17 protein-coding genes are annotated in these 22,457 nt (G+C 60.3%); 10 read left to right on the top strand and 7 right to left on the bottom strand.

The features are described 5' to 3' along the window. Positions 1–139 precede the first annotated feature (139 nt). A complete protein-coding gene (locus DWW51_RS01040; protein ID WP_117773038.1) occupies positions 140–3,907 on the top strand; it encodes a DUF4430 domain-containing protein in 3,768 nt (1,255 codons plus the stop codon). 9 nt (positions 3,908–3,916) lie between these two features. Continuing rightward, positions 3,917–4,801, top strand: a complete 885-nt coding sequence (locus DWW51_RS01035; protein WP_231501533.1) for a DUF4430 domain-containing protein — start codon at positions 3,917–3,919, stop codon at positions 4,799–4,801. A 158-nt stretch (positions 4,802–4,959) separates the two neighbouring features. Here DWW51_RS01035 and DWW51_RS01030 read toward each other — a convergent pair whose 3' ends face one another. From DWW51_RS01030 to DWW51_RS01020, 3 genes are all read right to left on the bottom strand, one after another. After that, complete coding sequence (locus DWW51_RS01030) at positions 4,960–5,367, bottom strand: GtrA family protein (protein WP_055250894.1); 408 nt, start codon at positions 5,365–5,367, stop codon at positions 4,960–4,962. A gap of 218 nt (positions 5,368–5,585) precedes the next feature. Continuing rightward, positions 5,586–5,981 (bottom strand): GtrA family protein, encoded by a 396-nt coding sequence (locus DWW51_RS01025; protein WP_006235398.1) that lies wholly within the window; start codon positions 5,979–5,981, stop codon positions 5,586–5,588. A 79-nt stretch (positions 5,982–6,060) separates the two neighbouring features. After that, positions 6,061–7,977, bottom strand: coding sequence for a fructose-1,6-bisphosphatase (locus DWW51_RS01020; RefSeq protein WP_117773036.1), 1,917 nt, complete (start codon positions 7,975–7,977; stop codon positions 6,061–6,063). A 320-nt stretch (positions 7,978–8,297) separates the two neighbouring features. Here DWW51_RS01020 and DWW51_RS01015 point away from each other — a divergent pair, with 320 nt between their 5' ends. Then, positions 8,298–9,188, top strand: coding sequence for a DegV family protein (locus DWW51_RS01015; protein WP_117634925.1), 891 nt, complete (start codon positions 8,298–8,300; stop codon positions 9,186–9,188). A gap of 80 nt (positions 9,189–9,268) precedes the next feature. Here the strand turns inward: DWW51_RS01015 and DWW51_RS01010 are convergent, their stop codons facing one another. Beyond that, positions 9,269–10,360, bottom strand: coding sequence for a hypothetical protein (locus tag DWW51_RS01010; RefSeq protein WP_117773034.1), 1,092 nt, complete (start codon positions 10,358–10,360; stop codon positions 9,269–9,271). 190 nt (positions 10,361–10,550) lie between these two features. Between DWW51_RS01010 and DWW51_RS10220 the strand changes: the two genes are divergently transcribed. Then, a complete protein-coding gene (locus DWW51_RS10220; protein WP_156058764.1) occupies positions 10,551–10,721 on the top strand; it encodes a hypothetical protein in 171 nt (56 codons plus the stop codon). Between the two features lie 24 nt (positions 10,722–10,745). Here DWW51_RS10220 and DWW51_RS01005 read toward each other — a convergent pair whose 3' ends face one another. Continuing rightward, positions 10,746–11,849 (bottom strand): RsmB/NOP family class I SAM-dependent RNA methyltransferase, encoded by a 1,104-nt coding sequence (locus DWW51_RS01005; protein WP_117773032.1) that lies wholly within the window; start codon positions 11,847–11,849, stop codon positions 10,746–10,748. A 36-nt stretch (positions 11,850–11,885) separates the two neighbouring features. Beyond that, positions 11,886–14,036, bottom strand: coding sequence for a methionine--tRNA ligase (locus tag DWW51_RS01000; protein WP_117773030.1), 2,151 nt, complete (start codon positions 14,034–14,036; stop codon positions 11,886–11,888). A gap of 132 nt (positions 14,037–14,168) precedes the next feature. Here DWW51_RS01000 and DWW51_RS00995 point away from each other — a divergent pair, with 132 nt between their 5' ends. From DWW51_RS00995 to queA, 3 genes are all read left to right on the top strand, one after another. Continuing rightward, a complete protein-coding gene (locus DWW51_RS00995; RefSeq protein ID WP_055250883.1) occupies positions 14,169–14,735 on the top strand; it encodes a DUF3267 domain-containing protein in 567 nt (188 codons plus the stop codon). Between the two features lie 10 nt (positions 14,736–14,745). Further along, positions 14,746–15,321 carry an epoxyqueuosine reductase QueH gene (locus tag DWW51_RS00990; protein ID WP_117773028.1) on the top strand — a complete coding sequence of 192 codons (576 nt, stop codon included), beginning with the start codon at positions 14,746–14,748 and terminating at the stop codon, positions 15,319–15,321. A 70-nt stretch (positions 15,322–15,391) separates the two neighbouring features. Next, a complete protein-coding gene (queA, locus tag DWW51_RS00985; protein ID WP_117773026.1) occupies positions 15,392–16,603 on the top strand; it encodes a tRNA preQ1(34) S-adenosylmethionine ribosyltransferase-isomerase QueA in 1,212 nt (403 codons plus the stop codon). Between the two features lie 367 nt (positions 16,604–16,970). Here the strand turns inward: queA and DWW51_RS00980 are convergent, their stop codons facing one another. Next, a complete protein-coding gene (locus tag DWW51_RS00980) occupies positions 16,971–18,734 on the bottom strand; it encodes a hypothetical protein (RefSeq protein WP_117773024.1) in 1,764 nt (587 codons plus the stop codon). 294 nt (positions 18,735–19,028) lie between these two features. Between DWW51_RS00980 and DWW51_RS00975 the strand changes: the two genes are divergently transcribed. The 3 genes from DWW51_RS00975 (at position 19,029) to DWW51_RS00965 (ending at position 22,395) form a co-directional block, all read left to right on the top strand. Continuing rightward, entirely contained in the window at positions 19,029–19,829 is an 801-nt protein-coding gene (locus DWW51_RS00975) for an SDR family NAD(P)-dependent oxidoreductase (protein ID WP_006235414.1), read from the top strand. Between the two features lie 454 nt (positions 19,830–20,283). After that, positions 20,284–21,423: a tRNA guanosine(34) transglycosylase Tgt gene (gene tgt, locus DWW51_RS00970; RefSeq protein ID WP_117773022.1), complete on the top strand. Its 1,140-nt coding sequence runs from the start codon at positions 20,284–20,286 to the stop codon at positions 21,421–21,423. A 213-nt stretch (positions 21,424–21,636) separates the two neighbouring features. Continuing rightward, entirely contained in the window at positions 21,637–22,395 is a 759-nt protein-coding gene (locus DWW51_RS00965; RefSeq protein ID WP_117757760.1) for a TIGR00730 family Rossman fold protein, read from the top strand. The last annotated feature ends 62 nt before the right edge of the window (positions 22,396–22,457 follow it).

Genomic DNA, 22,457 nt, shown 5'->3' with positions numbered 1-22,457 from the left:
TGCGGCTGCGGCGTATGCTGCCGGTGTGCATAGGGCTCTGGAGGGAAGAGAGATCCCGATGGGGGAACTCGAGCGCAACATGCGCGATGACGTGGGGCAGCCTCAAGGCAACGCTTCAAGTACAGACAATGGGGGACAAATGGATATGTTTGAGGACGAGCGCGAGCGCGCCTCGTTGCATCGCCGTGGCGCGATTGCACGCGGTGTAGCCAAGCGCGGCCTGGTGGCATTCCTGGCCTTCGCGATGGCCTTTGGCACCACGCCGGCTCAGCTGTGGGCCGAGGGCGCCGAGGGTATTGCCGAGGCCGTGACGCAGGCTGCAACGGGCGAGGACGCAGCGCTTGCGGGCGGTACCGCTGAGCAGAGCGGCGCCGAGGTTTCGGATTCCGAGGGCGCGCCTGCAGCTAGTGCCGCCACAACAGAGGCGGCAACTGGCGACGAGGGCTCGGCGACGGGGGAGAACCCTACCGCGAGCGAGCGGTCTTCGACGGCATCCGCTGGCCAAGCAGGATCTGCCGCCGCGACTGCCGTCCAGACAGAGAACCCGACAGAAACCGGCGATGTCGCCAAGAAGCAAGTCGAGGTCTCGTTCTCGATTATCGGCATCGATGCCGACGGCAAGGCTCAGACTTGGGTGGCACCTACGCAACTCAAGCTCGACGAGGGCGCGACGGCTGCGGACGCCTTCGTTAAGCTGCAGCAGAAGGTGGGCTTCAAGGCGAAATACGATCCGAACACGGCATACGGTTTTTACCTCGAAAGCATCACGTCCCCGAGCGATGGCCGCACGCTTGCCTTCGATCCGGCGACTTATGCCTACTGGCAGCTGTTTGTTGACGGCGCGTCTTCCTCGGTTGGCGCGAGCGGCGTCAAGCTCACCCAGGGGCAGAAGATTGAGTTTGCCTATACGGCTGGTAGCTCGTCCCCTGTCGTTAAGGACCAGGTTGCCGCAAATGTGACCGTCATTGGTCGCGATGCCCAGGGCAAGACTCAGACTTGGGTCGATAACGCGCAGTATGTGGTGACGTCCGGCTCGAACGCACTTGACCTTACGAAGGTCGCGCTCGAGGCGAATGACATCGATGCCGTTGTTGCGGGCTCCTTCATTCTGAGCCTTAAGTACAACGGCGTTGAGCTGGGTAAGCCGCTCGATTATTCGACCTATTGGCAGCTGTTCATCAACGGCAAGTCGAGCGACTGCACGGCAGACAATGTCACCATTCATGCTGGCGATACCGTTACGTGGTTCTACGGTGGCTGGGGCGACCAGTTGCCCTCCGATTCTGTCCATGCTTCCGTTCAGGTCCTCGGTAAGGACAAGGACGGCAAGCAGCAGGTTTGGGCTTCGACGGGTCAGATGAGTCTCAAGGCGGGCTCTACTGCCAAGGATCTGCTGGAGCAGACTGGTCTTGATCTCGTTGCTAGTGAAGAGTCTTGGGGCTGGTACCTCAGCGGCATTAAATCGCCGCTTGACGGTAAGACCTATAAGTATGATCCTGCGACCCGCAGTTATTGGCAATTCTATGTAAATGGCAAGTCCGCCACGGTCGGTGCCGGCAACTACGAGCTCCAAGAGGGCGACGCCGTCACCTTTATGTATGGTGCTGACGCCGATGCCCTCCCCGGTCAGGTTCTTGGGTCTGTCGATGTTGTCGGCCCCGATGTCAACGGCAACAATACTTGCTGGGGCTCGGCAAGCAGTGTTTCTTTGCCCGAAGGCTCTACGGCTCAGGACCTTATCGAAGCGGTTCTGAAGGCTCAGTCTATCGATTACAAGGCCTCTCAGGGCGGCGCTTACTGGTTCCTGAATTCCATTACTTCGCCGTTCGATCACAAGCCGTATGGCTGGGATGGTGCGACCAAGAAATATTGGCGTCTGTTTATCAACGGAGAGCCCTCATCTCTCTGCGCCAACCAGGTCACGCTCAAGAGCGGCGACAAGGCTACGTTTGCCTACACCACCGACGATTCGCCCATGCCCGATCCCGACAAGATTGTCGTGGACCCGAGTGCGACGACTCCTGATTGGGATGCCGAGTGGGCCGGCTACGGCAACAGCGGCAACGGTACGTCCGTTACGGACGCCAAGACGCCTGCGCAGGCCGCCGGTCTTAAGTGGGCCTTCGATTGGAAGGCCGAGTCTGGTCAGCAGTATGCCAACTGCAGCGAGCCTGTCATTGCTAACGGTTTTGTGTACATCGCGACCGAGAACGAGCTCATTAAGATCGATTCGTCCACGGGCAAAAAGGTTGCCTCTGCGCCGCTTGCCTCCAAGGTGAGCTATACCTCTCGTCCGATCTATACCAATGGCCTTATCATCGTTCCGCTCAACGGCGGTGCGGTCCAGGCGATTACTGCAGACAAGCTGATCTGCAAGTGGCTGACGCCTGGTTTGACGGACTTGACGCAGAGCTCCTGCACCGTCGTTTCGGACGGCGAGTACGTCTATGTAGGCTCGGTCGATATTTCGTATGACGAGAATTACAACGCGACCTACGGCAACGGCTCCCTGAAGCGTATCAAGATTGCCACGGGCGAAGTCTCTTGGCAGAACATTGACCCTTCCGAGGGCTATTATTGGACTGGCGCTGCGCTGACGGATAAGTACACCATTGTTCCTACGAGCGCGGGCACGCTTAAGTGCATTGATAAGACGACGGGCGATGTCGTTTCGACCATGAAGCTCGGCGCTGTCGCAAATGCCGATTGCATTGCCGATCCGTCCAATGGTTCGACCTTCTATCAGATGACGCACGACGGAAAGCTCCATGTGATTTTGCTTTCGGCAAAGGGCGTGCTGAGTGAACAGAAGACGGTTGATCTGGGCCTTACGAATAATCTGAGCGCCCCTGCGGTGTCTGGTGACAATCTGATTGTCGGCGGACAGACGGCTACGGGCTCTGCTCTGGTTCTCTATAACCTGAAGACGGACAAGACCACGATGGTCGCTGCTGCCGACGGCAAGGCGCTGCCGGCTGGCCTCAACGGTATTGCCGCTACTCCGCTGGTGAGTGTTCAGGGCGGCAAGACCTATGTGTACTTCACCGTGAACAGCGCGGATAGCAAGGATTACGTCAACTACTCTGCTGGTGGTGGCGTGTATCGCTATACTCTCGGCGATGCAGAGGCGACGCAGATCTATGATGCGGCCGGCCATTACCAGTACTGTGACTCTCCGGTCATTGCCGATGCTTCTGGCAACCTGTACTACATCAATGATTCGGGTACTCTGTTCAAGCTGGGGGCTGTTGAGTCTTGGACGGTTGCCTTTAATTCCAACGGCGGGTCTGCTTGCGACACTAAGTTTGTTGCTACGGCCGACGGCAAGCTGGTCAAGCCGGCCGATCCGACGCGCGATGGCTACACTTTCGGTGGTTGGTATACCGATGAGGCTTGCACGCAGGCGTATGACTTCAGTACGCCAGTGACGGCCGATCTGACACTGTATGCCAAGTGGACCAAGAATGCCGTTAACCCTGGCGGCAATGGCGGTTCTGGCACTAATGGTGGCAACGGTGGCGCTGGCAACGGTTCCGGCGCTGGCGCTGGCACTGGCACGGGTTCCGGCTCCGGCTCGAAGGGCGGCGCTATCGCCCCGGGTCAGAAGCCGGTGACCAAGACGACGGTGTCGACCAAGACCGAGACCAAGGACAACAAGTCCGACAAGAAGGACTCCGATAAATCCGATAAGAAGGACGAGAAGAAATCTGACAAGAAGGACGGCAAGTCCGACAAGAAGTCCGATTCCAAGTCCGATACGGGCGCTGCTTCCACGACCACTGCCAAGAAGTCCTCTGATGCTTCCGAGCAGGAGACTGGCACCAACCCGCTCGCCATTGTTGGCGTTGCCGCCGGCGTCATCGGTCTCGCCATCGTCGGCGTGTTCGTGTTCACCAAACGTCGGTAGGTGAGGGCTGTGTCCAATAAATCCAAGGACGCTGACCCCAAGCAACCAGATTCCTCGTTCATTCAGTTCGACGATGCAAAGCACCAGGGCGCCGCTTCGGCGGCGTCCGCCCCTCGTCGCAAGGCGCTCCTTGGCGTTCTGACTGCCGCGTGCACCATTCTGATCGTCGTCTCGCTGGGTTTCGTCCATCCTTCCACAAGCGGTGCCTGGTCCATCGACTGGATCATTCAGACCGTGACGGGGGAGAGCGTCGTCACCAAGGACACCAAGGCGTCTGGCTCGACTACGACTTCGGTCGAGGCCAGTTCCAAGGATTCCAAGTCATCGAATGACGCAAAAGACGAGTCCAAGGACGATTCCGAGTCTTCAAACAAGGAATCGGATAAAAGCTCGGATAGCAAGAAGTCCGATGGTCAGGACGGCAAGAAGTCTGGAGATAAATCCGCTGCCCAGAATAGGGGAGCCGGCGATACTTCCAATGTGTCTGGCGGTGCTTCTTCGGGCGGCGGCCAGTCGTCTGATGGAGCCTCCAGCTCTAATGGCGGAAGCGCTCCCTCGGGCGGACAGGGCGGCTCGCAGGAGTCCAGCTACGTAACGGTGACGGTTTCGGTCACATCGAGCGCTGTGGGCAATCCTGTGTCTTCTGGTGGCACCTTTACCTTTAACGAAGGCGCTACCGTCTACGATGCCCTGTGCGCGTTGGGCCTTTCTGTCAACGCACACGGCTCATCGTTCGGCACGTATGTCTCCGCGATTGGTGGTTTGGCCGAGAAGCAGTACGGCGGCACGAGCGGCTGGATGTACTCCGTCAACGGCACAACGCCTATGACGGCCTGCAGCAACTACGTTCTCTCCAACGGCGACAACGTGGTCTGGTATTACGTAACGGGTTAGAGACCTCGACATATCGCACCAAGCGGGCGGTTCGGACAGACATCCGGGCCGCCCGTTTTTCATACGAATGGGACTGGGTCGCCGGGTCTCTCGACAAACAAAAAACGGTTGGAATGGGAATTCCAACCGGTTATACATTCAAGCAAATAGTGAATCGACTACGACCGTGCGCCCTCGAGGAAGAAGCGGCGGCTGAAGTAGTTGTACCAGGTGACGAGGAACGTGGCGATGGCCTTCATGGCCTGGTAGCCGATGCTCAAAAACGTGACGCCCACAAACATGTATAGGTCGTTGAGGCCCAGACCGATCACCGACAGGATGGTGAAGATCGTGAACTCGCGCTTGCGGCTCATGCCCTCGCGGTGGTCGAACACATACTTCATGCTGAGCCAGTAGTTGACCACGACGGACGTGGTAAACGAGACCGTGGTGCTCATCAAAAAGTCGAGGTGAAACAGCTCGACAAGCGCAATGAGCATACCCCAGTCGATGCCAAAGGAGATAAGACCCACGACAGCGAACTTGAGGAACTGCTTGGTATGAGGTTGTGCCAGTGCCTTGCGCACGTAATCACATCCAATGCGTTGATGAATCGAGCAGAGGATACTTTAGAGCTTTTGCAAGGGAAACGTAAGGTCTTTGCCAAGAACTATACGAACTCGCCAAATTTTCAAGAGCTAATCCGCAAACGTTGAAAATTTGCCCGTAAACGAGCAAAGCTCACGAACGACACAGCGCTCGACGTGCGTCATCCGTGGGCATCGTAAAGCTGTAAGGTTGCGAGTTACTTGGTCTCGTCGCCTTCCAGGAAGATCTTTCGGGTCACAAAGTTGTAGACCATGACAAGCGCGGTGGCGCAGATCTTGGCGATATTGGCCTCGAGTCCCAGGCCGGCGTTGAGTGTCAACACGATACCGTCGTTGAGTGCCAGGCCGATCACGGACAGCACGACAAAGATAATGAACTCGCGGCGGCGGCTCATGCCCTCCTTGTGCGCAAACACGTACTTCATGCTTGCGAGGTAGTTAAAGATAAGCGAGATGATAAAGCCGCTGGTGTTGGCGATTAGGATGTTGAGGCCCAGACCGTAGTGGAGCAGATTCATAATGCCAAAGTCGATGACCGTGGCAATGACGCCGACGACGCCAAACTTCATGATCTGCGCAAGGAGCTTTTGCATGGTACCTGCCTTATGGTGGCGCCGGGGCGCCGCGGGGATGACAAACTTGGCACAGTTTAGCCAATCCCCGCGGGTGGGGCTAGACGCGCTCCTCGATAGCACCGTTTCTATATGCATCGAGCAGCTGGCGCAGGTCTTGGATCTGGCTGCGGATCTTGGCTCCGGAATCGGTGTCGCTCACCATGCGGCGACGGTCTGCTTGGTCAAAACGGTTGGTCTCGCTCTCGATGTCCACGTTGCGTGTGAGTGCCTCGGCAACCGTCGTAAAGGCCCGGTGCGACTTGAGACGGCAGCCGCGCGAGCTCGAGATGAGCGTATAGCCGGCGATACCCGTCTTGGGATGGTAGGCGCGGCAGAAGCCGCCATCGATGACCAGCAGCTTGCCCTCGGCGCGGATGGGCTGCTCGCCCTTGGTGGTTTTAACGGGCGTGTGGCCGTTGATGATGTGGCCGGTCGGTGAACATGCCATGGGCGTGACGCCAAACTCGCGCATGATGTCGTCGCAGACCGAGGGCGACTTGGTAAGCGTAAAGTACGGGTCCATCGGCTCGACCCAGGTGCTCTTATCGGCGATATAGGCGCGCTCAAAGGTACGCACCAGGCGTCCGCTGGCGGGTGAGTTAAAGCCGATCCACAGGTACCACATCCAGTCGAGAGCGTCGCGGTCGCCCACGCGCCAGGCGCGGCGGGCGATGTGGTCGCAAAAATCGAGATAATCGCGGCCAGTGTGCCAGGTGCCCAGGCAGTTCATGCTGCTAAAGGTGCCGTCTTCGTTGAGTGGCACGCAGCCATGGAACAGCAGGTTGCCGTTGGCGACCTTGTACATCGAGCCGTGGGAATAGAGGAAATCGATATGGCGATGCAGGTGATCGGCGGTGACAAACTCGGACACGAGCTTGTCTATGATGTGCTGCTCCTCGGGCGTGAGTGTGTAGGGGTCCGTCGGGTCGACGGTGGGGAAGTCGTTGGTCGTGAGCGGCCACACGCTGCCGTCGGCGAGCGTGACCGTGCCGGTGTCGTGGTCGATCTTGTCGAGTAACAGGCGGTCGGTCATGTCGAACTCGGGATGGCGCTGGATAATCTGACCCTCGAGCTTAAAGAGCAGCACGTTGATGGCCTTGATCAGCGGGGTGATGGACTCACCGGCGGTGTAGGTGGCATCGGCAAAGGCGACAAGCTCACGCAGCGAGATGCCGTAGTCGTTCTCCAGGATCTCGTAGTTGTCGTAGCGTAGGTTGTTGCGCAGCACCGTGGCGATGCAGGCGGGCTCACCGGCCGCAGCGCCCATCCACAGCAGGTCGTGGTTGCCCCACTGGATGTCGAGTGAATGGTAGGTGAGCAGGCGGTCCATAATCTTGGCCGCGCCGCCACCGCGGTCGAAGATGTCGCCCACCAGGTGCAGGTGGTCGACGGCCAGGCGCTTGATGAGCGAGGCAAGCGACTCGATAAAGTCGTCGGCGCTTGCGGTCTCCAGGATGGACTCCACGATGCGCTCGTGATAGCGCACGCGATAGTTGTTCTCGTCCGGGTGCGTGTGCAACAACTCGTCGATGATATAGGCGTAATCGCGTGGGATGGCCTTACGCACCTTGGAGCGCGTATAACGGCTCGAAAGCGAGCGGGCAACCATAATGAGTTGGTCAAGCATCGTCTTGTACCAGGTGGGCGAGTCCTCGCGCTGGCTGCGGACCAGCTCGATCTTCTCGCGCGGGTAGTAGATGAGCGTGCACAGCTCGCCCTTCTCGTCAAAGGAGAGCGTTTCGCCAAAAATCTCGTCGACATGCTCGCGCACGACGCCCGAGCAGTTGTTGAGGATGTGCATAAAGGCTTCGTACTCGCCATGCACGTCGCTCATAAAATGCTCAGTGCCTTTGGGCAGGTTGAGGATGGCCGAGAGGTTGATGATCTCGGTAAACGCGGATTGCTCGGTGGGAAACTGTCTCGACAGCAGGCGCAGATACTTGAAGTCTTGCGGATTGCGATCGAATGCGACCATGAAACACCTTCCGATAGGGCTGGTAAAACTGATAAACAGCGTAAAACGTTTATCAGTATGCGCCGCTTTTGTTTCGATTGGGGATGGGCAGCCGAATTGTTAGCCGAACGGTTTGGTAAATCGATTTAGTGGAGGTAGATATGGCGGTTGAGTGGAGACGACAGAAGGTGTTTTCTCAGATATTTATGCGTGGGGCCGGTGGAGACGATGGTGGTAAAGATGTTCGCTATTTTTGGTTCGATTTGGTAAATAGTGGACATATGTACCGTATGTAGGCTCACTGTGCGATAATTTGCGCAGCAATGAGTAAGGAGCCTCATATGAGTGATTTTGTCCTGACCTGTGAATCCGCCGCCGACCGAACCCGTGAGTTCTTTGCGTCGCGCAATATCCCTGTCGTGTGTTTTCATTACGAGATCGACGATGTTGTCTATACGGACGATCTGTATCAGTCGATTACGCCGGACGAGTTTTTTGCCCAGATTGCCGCAGGCGCCATGCCCAAGACGTCTCAGGTGAGCGTGGGCGAGTACGAGGAGTTTTGGGAGCCGTTTGTTGCCGAGGGTAAAGACGTGCTGCACCTGACGTTGTCGTCGGGTATTTCGGGCACGTATGGATCGGCCTGCGTTGCGGCGCAGATGCTCGCGGATCGCTATCCCCAGGGCGGCAAGGTGCGCGTCATCGATTCGCTGGCAGCGTCTTCGGGCTTTGGCCTGCTGGCGGAATGTGCCGCCGACGTGCGCGATAGCGGGGCTTCACTCGACGAGACGGCCGCCTGGATCGAGGAGCACAAACTCAACCTGCACCACTGGTTCTTCTCGACCGATCTGTCGAGCTACCTGCGCGGCGGTCGCATTTCGGCTGCGAGCGCAATCATCGGCACGGCGCTTAAGATTTGCCCACTTATGACGGTCGATTGCGAAGGTAAGCTGTCGCCACGTGAGAAGATTCGCACTAAGAAGCGCGCGATTTCCGAGATGGCTAAGACTATGATGGCACACGTGCAGGACGGTGCGGATTATTCGGGTAAGTGCATCATGTCGCACTCGGCGTGCCGCGAGGATGCCGAGGCAGTTGCGGCGCTGATTGAGGAACAGGTTCCGCAGCTTAAAGGCAAGATTGAGATTAATAACATCGGTACTCTGATTGGCTCGCATACCGGACCTGGTACGGTGGCGCTCTTCTTTATGGGCGACAAGCGCGTGGATTAATTTGCCCCATCACATCGCCGCATGATTGCTCAAACGAAAACGGCCCGCCTCACGTTTGTGGGGCGGGCCAAGATGTTTTGCTAGCGTTTCTTTCCGCGGAAGAAGAAGCCGTGCAGCGAGGGCTTGAGTCCACGGTTGGCGCGACGCTCCTCGATATGATCGTGGATCGAAGCAACGCGCTCGATGACTTCGTCGGGAATCGGCACGTCGGGATTCATGTTCTCGACGTGACTGACCTCGGCGGCGGCAACCTGGTCGATAATGGGTATATCGTCGTGCGAGATGACGGGCGTGGCGTCTTCCTTCATCTTGCGGTAGCGCTGCATCATGTCGGTCTGCAGCTGCTGGGCCGAAGGCGGCGTCCAAATGATGGCGTTGGCACCGGCGGCGATGGTTTCACGGATGCTCTCGGGCGTCTTGCCGCCCGGTGCGATGAGCGGCAGGTTGGGATAGTGCTCGCGCAGCTCGCGCAGGACCTGTGGCGTGTTCTTGCCGGCCGCGATGTTAAGAATCTTGGCGCCCGCGCGCACCTTTGCGTGAGCATCGTCGTCGCAACGTACGACCGTGGCGATGACGGGGATGTCGGCGATGTTGGTGATGTGCTCGACCATCTCGGCGGTGGCGGGGGAGTTGACCACACAGCCCGCCGCGCCCTGCATCTCGGAGACGGCTGCCATCTGAACGGAGCGCTTGCCGGTGGTGGTGCCACCGCCCACGCCTACGAAGACCGGGCACTCGGCGACGGTCAGCAGCGCCTGCGTAATGGCCGGCTGCGGCGTGAAGGGGTAAACGGCAAAGACGGCATCGGCATTGGAGTTGCGGATGACCGCGACGTCGGTGGTGTAGATGAGCGATTTGATACGACGGCCGAAGAGCGTGAAGCCGCTGGCCTCCTCAATCTCGTCAGGCATGCGAAGGGCCGCCTTGCGCAGGCGCCCGTCGATGTGCAGCGGCTCCATGGGAAGCAGTCCGTTGGGGGTCACGGCTACCTGGGGTTCGGTGAACTCGTCTGCGAGCTCGACCTCGGAGAAATCGACCGAGGCGACAATGTCCTCGTGAACCTCGGCGGGCACATCGATGGGGGCTTGGTCGTTTGCCGCGGCAGGCGTGTCGAAGGAGCTGGTGCCGACGAAGGCGTCGACGCGCTCATTTAGATCGTTGAGGGTATCCATGGAGGCTCGATTCTATGTGATGACGGCCGGCAGGGTGCCGGCAGCGTTGTGCTTGCTAAATCGTTTGACGAGTTGATTTTTCCCCGCCGCGTCCTCCGTTAGACCGAAGGGCGGCGAACGTGAAGGAGCTGTGGTGGCGGGGATCGAGGTGCTATCTTGAAAGTCCCGTTTAAAAGAGAGGTGACGCGGTATGGAATTTTCGGTAATGTTGGGCTCGATTGGCCTATGCGTGGGCGCAATCGTTGCCGCCGCGGTCATCTACTTTGTGGTCACGGCCATTAAGGGCAAAAGGGCCGAACGCAAGGAGCGCGCGATGCTTAAACAGCATCGCGACCAGCAGGACAAACGCGCACGGAGATAGCTTGTTGAGTTTTGGATCCGTACGCTAGCTGCGTTTTCGGATCAGGGCAATGTAGAAGCCCTCAAATTCGCGGCTGGGCGGAATGGTGAGCGTGCCGGGCAGGCCGTTGGCGATGGCCGATACCTGACCCGCGGCAATGGCCTCGGTCAGGGCGTTGGACTCGATGCGCGGCTTCTCGCCAGCTTCCTGGGCGCGGCGTGCCTCACTTTCGCTTGGCGTGCCATCGAGGGGGATGAGCTCGCAGTCCATATGCTTGTCGAGGGCCTCTTGCAGGGCGTCCTCGTTTTCCTGCGGTAAGATCGAACAAGTCGAATAGACGAGCGTGCCGCCCGGTTTGAGGGCTCCCATGGCGCGGTCCAGAAGTGCTCGCTGCGAGCGGGCGCACTTGCTCAGCAGCTGCTCGGTCAGGCTGCGCAGGCTTTTCTCGTTGCCGCTGATGACGGTGCCCGTGCCGGTGCAGGGGGCGTCGAGCAGGATGCGATCGAAGCGGAAGAACTCGTCGAGCTCGCGTGCGTCGATGCGCATGACGGGCACGTTTTTGGCACCCTGGCGGTGGAGGTTTGACTCGAGCTTTTCGGCGCGGGGAATGCTCATCTCGCAGGCGGTGAGGTGTGCCTGTCCCTGGGTGAGGGCGGCGATCTGCGTCGTCTTGCCGCCGGGGGCCGCGCACATGTCCAGGATGTCCTCGCCGGCCTGAGCGCCCAGTACGAGTGGCGGCATCATGGACGACAGACTCTGAAGGTAGATCTTGCCGTCGCGATAGATGTCGAGGTCCCACAGGTCGGAAACCTGGGCGTCGGGCAGGATGAAGGCATCTGGGTACCAAGCGACGGTTTGGTGGGCGATGCCGGCTGCGTCGAGCGCGGCGGCGATGTCCTCGGCGGTCGCCTTGAGCGTGTTGGTGCGCAGCGTGACCGGGCGTGTGGCCGCGGCGCCGAAGCCCTCGATCATGAGCTCGGCATCGGCAGGCGTATAGGCGCCGGCAACCGTGTCGACCATAAAGCGCGGCAGGTCGGCAGCGCAGGGGAGGGCGGCAAGCTGGTCGGAAAGCTCGGTGGCGGCAAACTGCCTGAGCTTGAGCTCGGCCTTGACCTGCTTTTTCTGCTTACGACGACGCGGCTTGGACATCCGTCTTTCCTTCCCATTCCATTACATGTCGAGTGTTTAGTACTGGCTCTCGTGCTTGCTAAAGAAGTCGAAGCGCGGGGGCAGCGGCTTCACGCGGTGCTCGCCGGGCTTCTCGCCCAGGATCTCCACGAACTCGTCCGTGGAGGCAAAGATGTTATCCCAGCTAAAGAAAGCGACCGGGTCGACGTCGAAGTACTCGCAGATGAGCTCGCAGCCGGCCGGCACAATACCGTGCATCAGGACGGTCGCCACGCGCAGCTCGGTAAAGGCGTCGACGAGGGCCTGCGTCATTGCGGCGTTTGCCGGCTCGCCCTCGAGCTTGTTGGCGGCCTTAGAGGCGTCGCTCCAGCGCTTGTTGGCGGCACGCAGGTAGTCGTCGCACACGGCGAGCGCGCGGTGCGTCTCGAACTTGTACATGGCTTGCTCAAAGGCGAGAGCTGCCTGCTCGGCGGCTTCGACCACGGTGTCAGAAGCGGCACCGGCGGGGATGCAGCCGTTGCGGTAGGGGCTCTCGTCGCCCTCCTTGATGGCGACGCCGTAGAAGCAGCTGCGGGCCAGGCGGTTGAAGACGCCGGTCAAAAGGGCGCTCTCCTTAAGGGCCGGATCGATAACGCGCTTGTCGTCGCAGGCACGCACCTCGTTGCCGTCCTTGTCCTTGCCGGTCACACGCGTGTCGTATGCCTTGGGGCTAAAGCTCACCGGCTTCTCGGATAGGCCGAGCGACAGCCAGTGCGCGCGCATCTGCTCGCAGGTGTAGTGGTTGAGCAGGTCGTCTGCCGGCGGGGGAGGGGTCTGCGAGGACGAGCTCGCCTTTTTGCCCATGTAGAGCAGGTGATAGCAGGCGCTGACGGTGCTCTGCGTAAGGTCCCAACCCAGGGCCTCCCACATGGCGGTTTGCGCGATGCAGTAGAAATAGATGTTGTCCTGACCGATGAACTGGTAGATCTGCGCGTCGTCCGAGCACCACCAGTCGCGCCAGTCGAGCGAGCTGTGCTGGTAGGTGGGCGCGGGGACCTGCGTGGAATCGGCGGCGGGCTCGCCCATGAGGGCGGCATCCTGGGCGGCGACGCCCTCGGTCACGCCGGCGGCCTTGGCATCGCGTGCGAGCACGGTGCGAGTGTAGCTGATGGGCGCCCACAGGCTCTCGGGCCAGCACCAGCAGGTGACGTCGGTTACGCCGTCAACCTCGGGCACCGGAACGCCCCAGTCGATGTTGCCGGTGATGCGGAAGGGCACGAGCGCCTTGCCGCTGCGGAAGCGCACGCCGCCGTTGGCGAGCACCGCGTGGGCGTCGTCGCGCTCCTTCCAGCTGGGGAAGGTGACGGTAAAGCTGCTCTTGTTGCCCTCGGGCTCCAGCACGGTGTGCTCGGGGAGCTGGTCCTCGACGGCATCGAAGGCCTCGCGGAACTTGTTCTGGATGTAGAGCTGAGCCGGCAGCAGCCACTCCTCCATGGTCTTGGAGACCACGGAGCGAACCTGTGGGTTCTGGGCGAGCTTGGCGGTATAGGTCTTCATAAAGTCGAGGTAGGCGGGTAGGTCGAAGTAGAGGTTGTCGACCGGGCGCAGCTCGGGCACCTCGCCGGTGAGCTGGCTCTTGGGTGCGATGAGCTCTTCGGGCTCAAACTGGTGGCCCAGATCGCACTCGTCGGCATAAGCCTTCTCGGACTTGCAGCCCTGGATGGGGCAGCGGCCGATCACCTGACGGCCGTTGAGGAACGTGCCGGCCTTGGCATCGTAGAACTGCAGCGTGGAGCGCTTGGAGATGGTGCCCTGCTCGTGCAGGCGCTCGATAATCTCGGCGGTAACCTCGTTGTGAATCTGCGCAGCTGGCTCAAGGCCTGAGCCGCCGTAGATGTCGCAGCTGATGTTGTAGTTGTTGAGGGTCGCGGCCTGTCGGGAGTGGTTGGACTCGACATACTCGCCGATGGACTTATCGTAGCCTTCGTTCTCCTTGAGCTTGCGGTAGCTCTCCATGATGGGCGAGCCGTAGCAGTCGGTGCCCGAGGTGAAGATGACGTTCTCGCGGCCCAGGCGGTCGCGCAGGAAACGGGCGAAGAAGTCGGCCGGGACAAAGACGCCGCCAACGTGGCCAAAGTGAAGGCCCTTGTTGCCGTAGGGCTCGCCGGCGGTAACGATGGCGCGGCGCGGCCAGCTGGGACGGTCGTTCATGGAGTATTTGGATGCCATGGGACTCCTTCGCATATGGTGAGAGCGCGGCCGGGCGCGGGGCTCGGCGGCGCGGTGGTCAATTCGTGCATATCGTTCGACATTATCGCACATGCGGACGGGTACGTGGCAGGGGCGCTATCCTAAGATGCTATGAATGAGATTTCCAACATACATGCGTTTGAAGACGAGGATTTTCTGCACGCTTGCTTCGTGTGGGGGATGGTCGTAGTCGGCGTGTTTGCCGTGTGCCTGGTGCCGGTGTTTATGCTGCTGGGCGGGCCTGCAGACTTGGATGCTGCTGATGCGGGCGGCTGGACGGCAGTCGTGGGCTGGATAGTCGGCTTGGCTGCGGTCTCAATGGCGTCGTTTGCCGTGCACGAGCTGGTGCACGGTGTGTTTTTTAAGCTGCTGGCGCTCGCGAGTGCGCACGTGACTTTTGGAGCGAACCGTGAGACGTGCATGATCTATGCCTGCGCCGAGGGGATTGTGTATTCGCGCCGGCGGTACATGGCGGTTTGCCTGGCGCCGACGGTTGTTGTGACGGCGGCGTTTGCCCTGGGATTTGCGTTTTCGGGGTATCCGCTGCTGTGCTACCTGGCGGCTGGTTTGCACCTTTCGGGATGCACGGGCGACTGGTATTACGTGCGGACGATCCTGCGCGACCGCCGCATTGCCGCCTGCGAGGACACGTCCTTTGGCGTGCGCTTTTTCGGGTGAGGAGATGTTGATGAGGCCGTTGTTGTTGCACGCTTGCTGTGCGCCGTGTTCGCTTGAGCCGGTTCGCCTGCTGCGCGAGGAGGGGTTTGAACCCACGATCTGCTGGACCAACCCCAATATTCAGCCGCGCGATGAATGGCAGCGTCGTTTGGACGAGCTGCGCCGGTGGTGTGCCGATGGCGACATCGAGCTCATCGAGGCCGGGGAGGACCGCGAACGCTGGGAAACCGGCGTGGCTCCGTTGGGTGCCGATCGTCCCCGTCGTTGTCGCGCGTGCTATGCCCTGCGCCTGGCCGAGGCGTGCCGCGTTGCCCAGGAGCGCGGGTTTGAATATGTGGGTACGACGCTCGCCGTATCGCCGTATCAGCTGTTCGATACCTGCAATGATGTGCTTGAGCGCTTGGCTGCCGCCCGCGGTCTCACTCCGGTCATTCGCGATTTTCGCCCGTATTACCCCGAGGCGACACGCCGTTCGCGCGAGCTGGGCATGTATCGGCAGAACTACTGTGGTTGCCGCTTTTCTGCTGTCGAGGCGGCCATGGACCGCGCCCGCATCCGCGACGAGCGCAAAGCCGCCAAAAAGTAGTTCGTTTGGGACGTCAGCCTGCTAGGATGTAGAGCGGACTTTAGCTATATAAGGAGTATCCGACGTGTCTATGCGTACCGATGATTTTGACTACAACCTTCCTGAGGAACTGATTGCCCAGGCTCCTGCCGAGCCGCGCGACTCCTGCCGCCTGCTGGTGGTTGATCGCAAAGGCTCCGAGACAGGAACGCCGCTAGAGCATGGCGGTACCGTTGAGCACCGCATCTTCCGCGACATCATCGACTATATCGAGCCGGGCGATGTGCTCGTCATCAACCAGACGCGCGTGATGCCGGCCCGTCTTATCGGTCGCAAGGCTGGCTCGGGCGGTGTGGTCGAGACGCTGCTGCTCAAGCGCCGCGAGGATGTTGACCCGCTGGGTCACGTTTGGGAGTGCCTGGTCAAGCCGGGCAAGCGCCTGAAGCCCGGTGCTCAGATTGAGTATCGCGCCGGTGGCGCCCATGCGCCCGAGGGGGCTCCCGTGGTGCTGATGGCCGAGGTCATCGACTTTGTCACCGATAGCCGCGGCGGTCGTCTGGTGCGTTTTGAGCCGGCCGGTTGCAATGCCGCCGGTGACCCGCGCACGCTCGACGAGGCCATCCATGCTGCCGGCCACGTGCCGCTGCCGCCTTACATTACCGATTACGAGGGCGATCCCGAGAAGTACCAGACCGTCTACGCCATGAAGGAGGAGCACTCGGCTGCCGCTCCTACGGCGGGTCTGCATTTTACGCCCGAGCTTATGGCCGCTATCGAGGCCAAGGGTGCGAAGTTTGCCGCCGTCGAGCTCGAGGTGGGTATCGATACCTTCCGTCTGGTGGAGGAGGACGACCCCACGCAGCACGTGATGCACACCGAGCGCTACCACGTGTCGCAGGAGGTTGTCGACGCCGTGCATAAGGCTAAGGCCGAGGGGCATCGCGTGATTGCTGTCGGTACCACCGCAGTGCGCTCGCTCGAGAGCGCCTTTGACGCTGAGGCACCGGTGTCCGATCCGGCCGTGACGGCGCGCTATTTTGAGGGCCGCGAGGACGGGGCCGATACACTTGGCCGCGGTGACATCGTGGTGCGCGAGAACGCCACGACGCAGCTCTACCTTATGCCCGGCTCGACCTATCACGTGGTCGACGCGCTGATCACAAACTTCCACGTGCCGCGCTCCACGCTCATGATGCTCGTGAGCGCGCTTGCCACCCGCGACCAGATCATGGATGCCTACGCCGCCGCCATCGAGGAGCGCTACCGCTTCTTCAGCTTTGGTGATGCGATGCTCATTTGTTAGTTACGCGGTTCTACGAACCGCGTAACGGCTCGACGCTGCAAACCCGCCAGAGCGGCAATCTGCCTTTCAACTTCGGCGGCATGACCAGAAGGTCAATGCCGCCTCGTTTCAAGGCACCTTGCTCGCTCTGGCGGGTTTTCGCTGACTTTGCCAAGGCATCGGCGTCGCCTTTGTTGGCACTTGGGGACGTTCCTTTTGTGTCGGCACTTGGGGACAGTCCTTATGTCAAGAGATTGGTGCAAGAGGGATAGGTTGCCTTGCGTCGATTTAAATAGGTTGCGGTGAGATAGTTCTTGAATTGGCCTTATTGAGGACTAAACAGGAACTATCTCACCGCAACTGCGTTGAACGTTTTTTGGCAACTGGTTTACTTGCTCGCGAAGAGCCAGACCAGGATGATCGCTAGAATCACGGCGACGATGCAGACGATGGCACCGGTGAATTTGATGCGTGAGTCGCGGGTGCGCTCTCGTACGTCATCCTCGGTAGCCTCGAGCTGGGCCACTTCGCGCTCGGTTTCGGCGTGTTCGGCCTTATCTCGTGCCAAGGACCCGGCGAGCGATTCAGTGATCTCTGGGTGGTCGTGTACTTCGGTCGCCTGTTCGATGATCGACTGTGCATGTGCGGCATCTGCTTGGGCGTTGGCGATGGTCTGCTCCTGGTCGCGGCGTGCCTTGTCCTCCGCGGCGATCTTCTCGCGCAGTTCGCGCTGACGAGTCGCGGCGGCAGTCTTCGCCGTCTGCAACTCGTCGCGCGCGGCATCGGCTTCGGTCGTCACGGCTTGGTGCGCGCGTTTTGCGTCGGCGATAGGGGCTTGAGCCTGCTCGACGGCCTGCTCGGCTGCGGCAAGTGAATGCTCAAGGTCGGCGGTGATGCGCGGGACATCTTCTTCGGCTTTACGCAGGGCATCTGCCGTGTCGGAAATCTGCATCGAGAGCTCGCTGGTGCGCACCGTATAGTTGGCGGGATTTGCCGAGGGATTGCGTTGCAGCTCGGCATACTCATGACGCAGCGTCTCGAGCTGGGCGCGCGTGGCGTCGACGGTTTGTTGTGCGGCGGCAATGCCGGTGTCTCGCTCTGCCTTCACCTTGTCGCGGATGCGCTTGGAATCCTCAAGACGTCGAACGAGGCGGTTGCCGGTCTCGCGCGAGCTCGCCTCGCGGGCCTCCACGGCATCGAGCGCGGCCTTCAGGCGGAGCTCAGTCGCGTCATCCTCTGTCTTCATTTGTTCGAGCTGACCCTTGAGCTCTGTCGCTTTGGAGGCGTGGGCATCACGGTCAATCTCGGCGGCCGCTGCAGTCTTTTGGGCCGTGGCAATCGCCTGGCGCTGGTCGGCGACGATCTGATCGTAGCGGCCTGCGATATCCTGGCGTGTCTCGAGTTCCTCGGCCTGATCGGCAATGCGCTGCTCAAGTTCGGCCAGGTGGGCGCGGGCATCGGCAAGTGCCTTTTTCGCGGCGTTCATCTCGCGCATGGCCGAGGCACCTTGGGCGATAAAGGTGCCCACGGCGTTCGCAGTGTTCGAGACAGCGGTCCCCAGATCGCGGCTCGCGGCGGGGGAGTGCGGGGCAGTCGGGCGAGCGGTGTCGGCAGCGTCAACATCGGTAGTTTGTGGCGCGGCGATATTGCCGGTGCCGCCTTCGATCACGGAAAAGCCCGCTGCGTGCGGGTCGACTGCGTCGGCGCCGATCGTGGGGTGCTCGAGTTGCAGGAACGAGGGCATGGTGCTGCCCTGGTCGGCAACCGGAGTCTCGCCGGGTACGAAGGTCGAGGCTGCCTCGGCGGCCTCCTCTTCCTCGGCGTCAACGTCAGCGTCGGCCACGGCGTCTTTCATCGCTTTGACGGCATCCATCATGGAGTCCATGACGGCGTCGAGCTCTTCTTCCGAAGAAACCTCGATAGGGCCCGCAGCTTGCGGAGCAGCATCCTGTACAGGGGCGTCGTCCTGAGCGGGCACATCGTCATTTTGCTCGCCTGCATCTTCGGCGCCGGGGGTTTCCGCCGTAGCGCTTTCGTCCAAGATGGGGTCGTCGAGGTCAATATCATCGCAGGTCACAGCGTCAGCATCTGCGGTGACGTCTGCGGAATCATCAATATGCTGTTGAGTCTGGGGGTCCAGCTCGTCTGTCATAGGCATGTGCTCCTCATCGTTGTTTGTCACCCTATGATAAAGTCTCGCGCCGACATCCCGCGCGCTGCAGCAAAGTTTCAAAACGTGTTCGATGGCTCGCGTCGATAGCAAAAACTCGGCCACTTTATCCAGTTTGTACTTGACAATCCCTTCGCCGAAAGACGTTATGCCGTTCGCCTGCCGAGGCCTTTTCTTTTCACTTGAACCCGTTAAAGTTGCATTTCAGCTTTTGTCGCGTTTATTTGGATGCGCGCAGTCGGCGGGTGCGCCCGTCGCGATTTGAAAGGACTTTATATGGGACTTTTCACTGGTAAGACCGTGATCGTCACCGGCGGCGGCAAGGCCACGCTCAAGGACGGCTCCGCTGGCTCCATCGGCTACGGTATCGATATCGCTTTTGCCAAGGAGGGCGCAAACCTCGTCATTACCGGCCGCAACGTTGCCAAGCTCGAGGCCGCCAAGGAATCCCTCGAGGCCGAGTACGGTGTCAAGGTTCTGCCTGTTCAGGCCGATGTCTCGGCTGGTCAGGACAACGAGGCTGTCGTCCAGAACGTCATCGACAAGGCCATTGAGGAGTTCGGCCGCATCGACGCCGTCGTCAACAACGCTCAGGCCAGCGCCTCGGGCGTGACGATCGCCGATCACACCATGGACCAGTTCAACCTCGCCATTTACTCCGGTCTGTATGCCACCTACCTGTACATGCAGAAGGCCTACCCGCACCTGAAGGAGACCAAGGGCTCCGTGGTCAACTTTGCTTCGGGCGCCGGCCTGTTTGGCAACTATGGCCAGTGCAGCTACGCCGCTGCCAAGGAGGGTATCCGCGGTCTGACCCGCGTCGCTGCCAACGAGTGGGGCAAGGACGGCATCAACGTCAATATCGTTTGCCCGCTTGCTTGGACCGCTGCGCTCGAGAACTTCCAGGATGCCTATCCTGAGGCGTTCAAGGCCAACGTCCACATGCCGCCGGCTGGCCACTACGGCGACGTCGAGAAGGAAATCGGCCGCGTTGTCGTTCAGCTCTGCGGTCCCGACTTTAAGTATATGAACGGCGAGACCGTCACCCTCGAGGGTGGCATGGGCCAGCGTCCGTAGGGTTACGCGGTTTTACCAAACCGCGTAACGGGTCGACGCTGCGCGGTCACCAGGGCGACAACTTGTCATTCAAAGAGGGCGGCATGACCAGAAGGTCAATGCCGCCCTCTTTTCATGCCAATTTGTTCGCCCTGGTGACCGCTCGCTGACGTTGTCAAAACATCGGCGTTGCCAAAACATCGGCGTTGGCGTGGCTGGTAAATAGCTCCACTCATCGGGGACGTACTTAAATGAGTGCCCGCAGAATGAAAGTGGATAATCTCCCGTTTTTGGGCTGTGCTTTGGGCAAAAGTGGGAGATTATCCACGCTCATCCGGTAAGCGTCCAAAAATTCACGCTCATTTGCCGTGTCCCTGCCGTATCCTCCTCGCGCCAGTTTCTGTCGAGTCGGTGCTTCTTGCGGGTTGCCCGTATAATGGTTTGCGTATGAACCGCAACCAAGGAGTTCCAGTTTATGGACCAGAACCTTTTTAAATTCGACCTGATTGCCGAGGATCCGACGACGCACGCGCGCGCCGGCGTGCTGCACACCCCGCACGGCGACATCGAGACGCCGATCTTTATGCCCGTGGGCACCAAGGCAAACGTCAAGGGCATTCCTACCGAGACTGTCAAGAAGCTCGGCGCCCAGATCGTGCTCGCCAATACCTATCATCTGTCCATGCGTCCCGGCGAGGATGCCATCGCCGAGCTGGGCGGCCTGCACAAGTTCATGAACTGGCACGGCCCCATCCTCACCGACTCGGGCGGTTTCCAGGTCTTCAGCCACAACGATGCCGTCAAGCTCACCGATGAGGGCGTGCGCTTTATTGTCAACGATTACGACGGCCGCCACGTGTTTTGGACGCCCGAGGACAACATGGAAATCGCCATGAAACTCGGCTCCGATATCTGCATGCAGCTCGACCAGTGCCCGGGCTATCCCGCCACGCGCGCCTACGTTGAGCGCGCCGTTGAGCTGTCGAGCATGTGGGCCGAGCGCTGCTATAAGGCGCATACCCGCGATGACCAGGCGCTCTTTGGCATCGTTCAGGGCGGCATGCACCTGGATCTGCGCCTGCGTTCGCTGCGCCATCTGGAGGAGTGCGGCGACTTCCCGGGCTATGGTATCGGTGGCTATTCGGTGGGCGAGGATCACGAGACCATGTTCGAGACCCTGGCGCCGCTCGTGAGCGAGTACATGCCCAAGCATAAGCCGCGCTACCTGATGGGTGTCGGCAACCCCACCACGCTCGTACGCGGCGTGGGCGTGGGCATCGACATGTTCGACTGTGTGCTGCCGACGCGCACCGGTCGCATGGGTACGGCGTTCTCCAGTGAAGGTCGCCTTAACTTCCGTAACGCGCGCTTTGCGCACGACGACGGCCCCATCGACCCCACCTGCACCTGCCCGGTGTGCACGGGCGGCTACAGCCGCGCGCTCATTCGCCACATGGTCACGCAGAAGGAGATGCTCGGCGGCATTTTGCTTTCGATGCACAATATCTACTACCTGCTCAACCTTATGCAGCGTGCCCGCCAGGCCATTATCGAGGGCCGCTACGGCGCATTCGTGAGCGATTGGATGAATAGTCCTGCCGCGGTGGATTACTAAGGGCGACAGACACGCTTGCAGAGCGTGGGCAACGGCAATGGTCGGGCGCCAGCCGGTCGTCACATTCGTTGACACCGGCTGCGCGACCGCTGACCGATAGCTTGCAAGTGCTTGATGCGTCGTGGGTACCATACCGAATAGTTGATGCTCGGGCGGGTGTTTGACGCATAGCGTCGACCCCGCCCGTTTTTCTTTTTCTCGATAGGAGTACCCATGATTAAGAATGAGAACGTCGAGGGCGAGCCTGCCTACGACGAGACGTACCGCCGCGGCCCCGTGGTCATGCGCGGCCCCATGATTCCTAAGGACAACACCTACGCCAACCTGCTGGCGCCCGAGGAGTCGACTGACTGGCTGCACGCCGACCCCTGGCGCGTGCTGCGAATTCAGGCAGAGTTTGTCGATGGCTTTGGCGCACTTGCCGAGCTTGGACCTGCGGTGACTATCTTCGGTAGCGCCCGCACGCCCAAGACCGATCCGCTCTACAAGGCGGCGCGCACCGTCGGGCGCAAGATCGCGCAACGTGGCGTGGCGGTCATCACCGGTGGCGGCCCCGGCATCATGGAAGCGGCCAACAGGGGAGCAGCGAGTGTCAACGGCAAGTCAGTTGGCCTAGGTATTGAATTGCCGCATGAGCACGGGCTCAACAAATACGTGAACCTCGGCATGGACTTCCGCTACTTCTTTGTGCGCAAAACCATGTTCGTTAAGTACAGCTCGGGCGCCATCGTATTTCCCGGCGGCTTTGGCACGCTCGACGAGATGTTCGAGGTTCTCACGCTGGTGCAGACGCACAAGGTCAAGCGCATGCCGCTCGTGCTGGTGGGCAGCGAGTACTGGCAGGGCCTGTTCGACTGGCTCAACGGTCCGGTGATGGACGCCGGCATGATCAGTCCGCTCGATCCGGAGCTGGTGCACATTACCGACGACCTCAACGAGGCCGTTGACATTGCGCTCAGCGGGCTGATGTAGATCAATCGTGCCCACGCGACATGAATACGCATGGCAATCTGATGTTATCTAACATCAGATTG

This window comes from Collinsella sp. AF15-51, from assembly GCF_003462845.1.
In the GTDB taxonomy this organism is placed as follows: domain Bacteria; phylum Actinomycetota; class Coriobacteriia; order Coriobacteriales; family Coriobacteriaceae; genus Collinsella.
The sequence above is the reverse complement of the archived record's forward strand: the minus strand, read 5'-3'. Positions and strand labels throughout refer to the sequence as shown.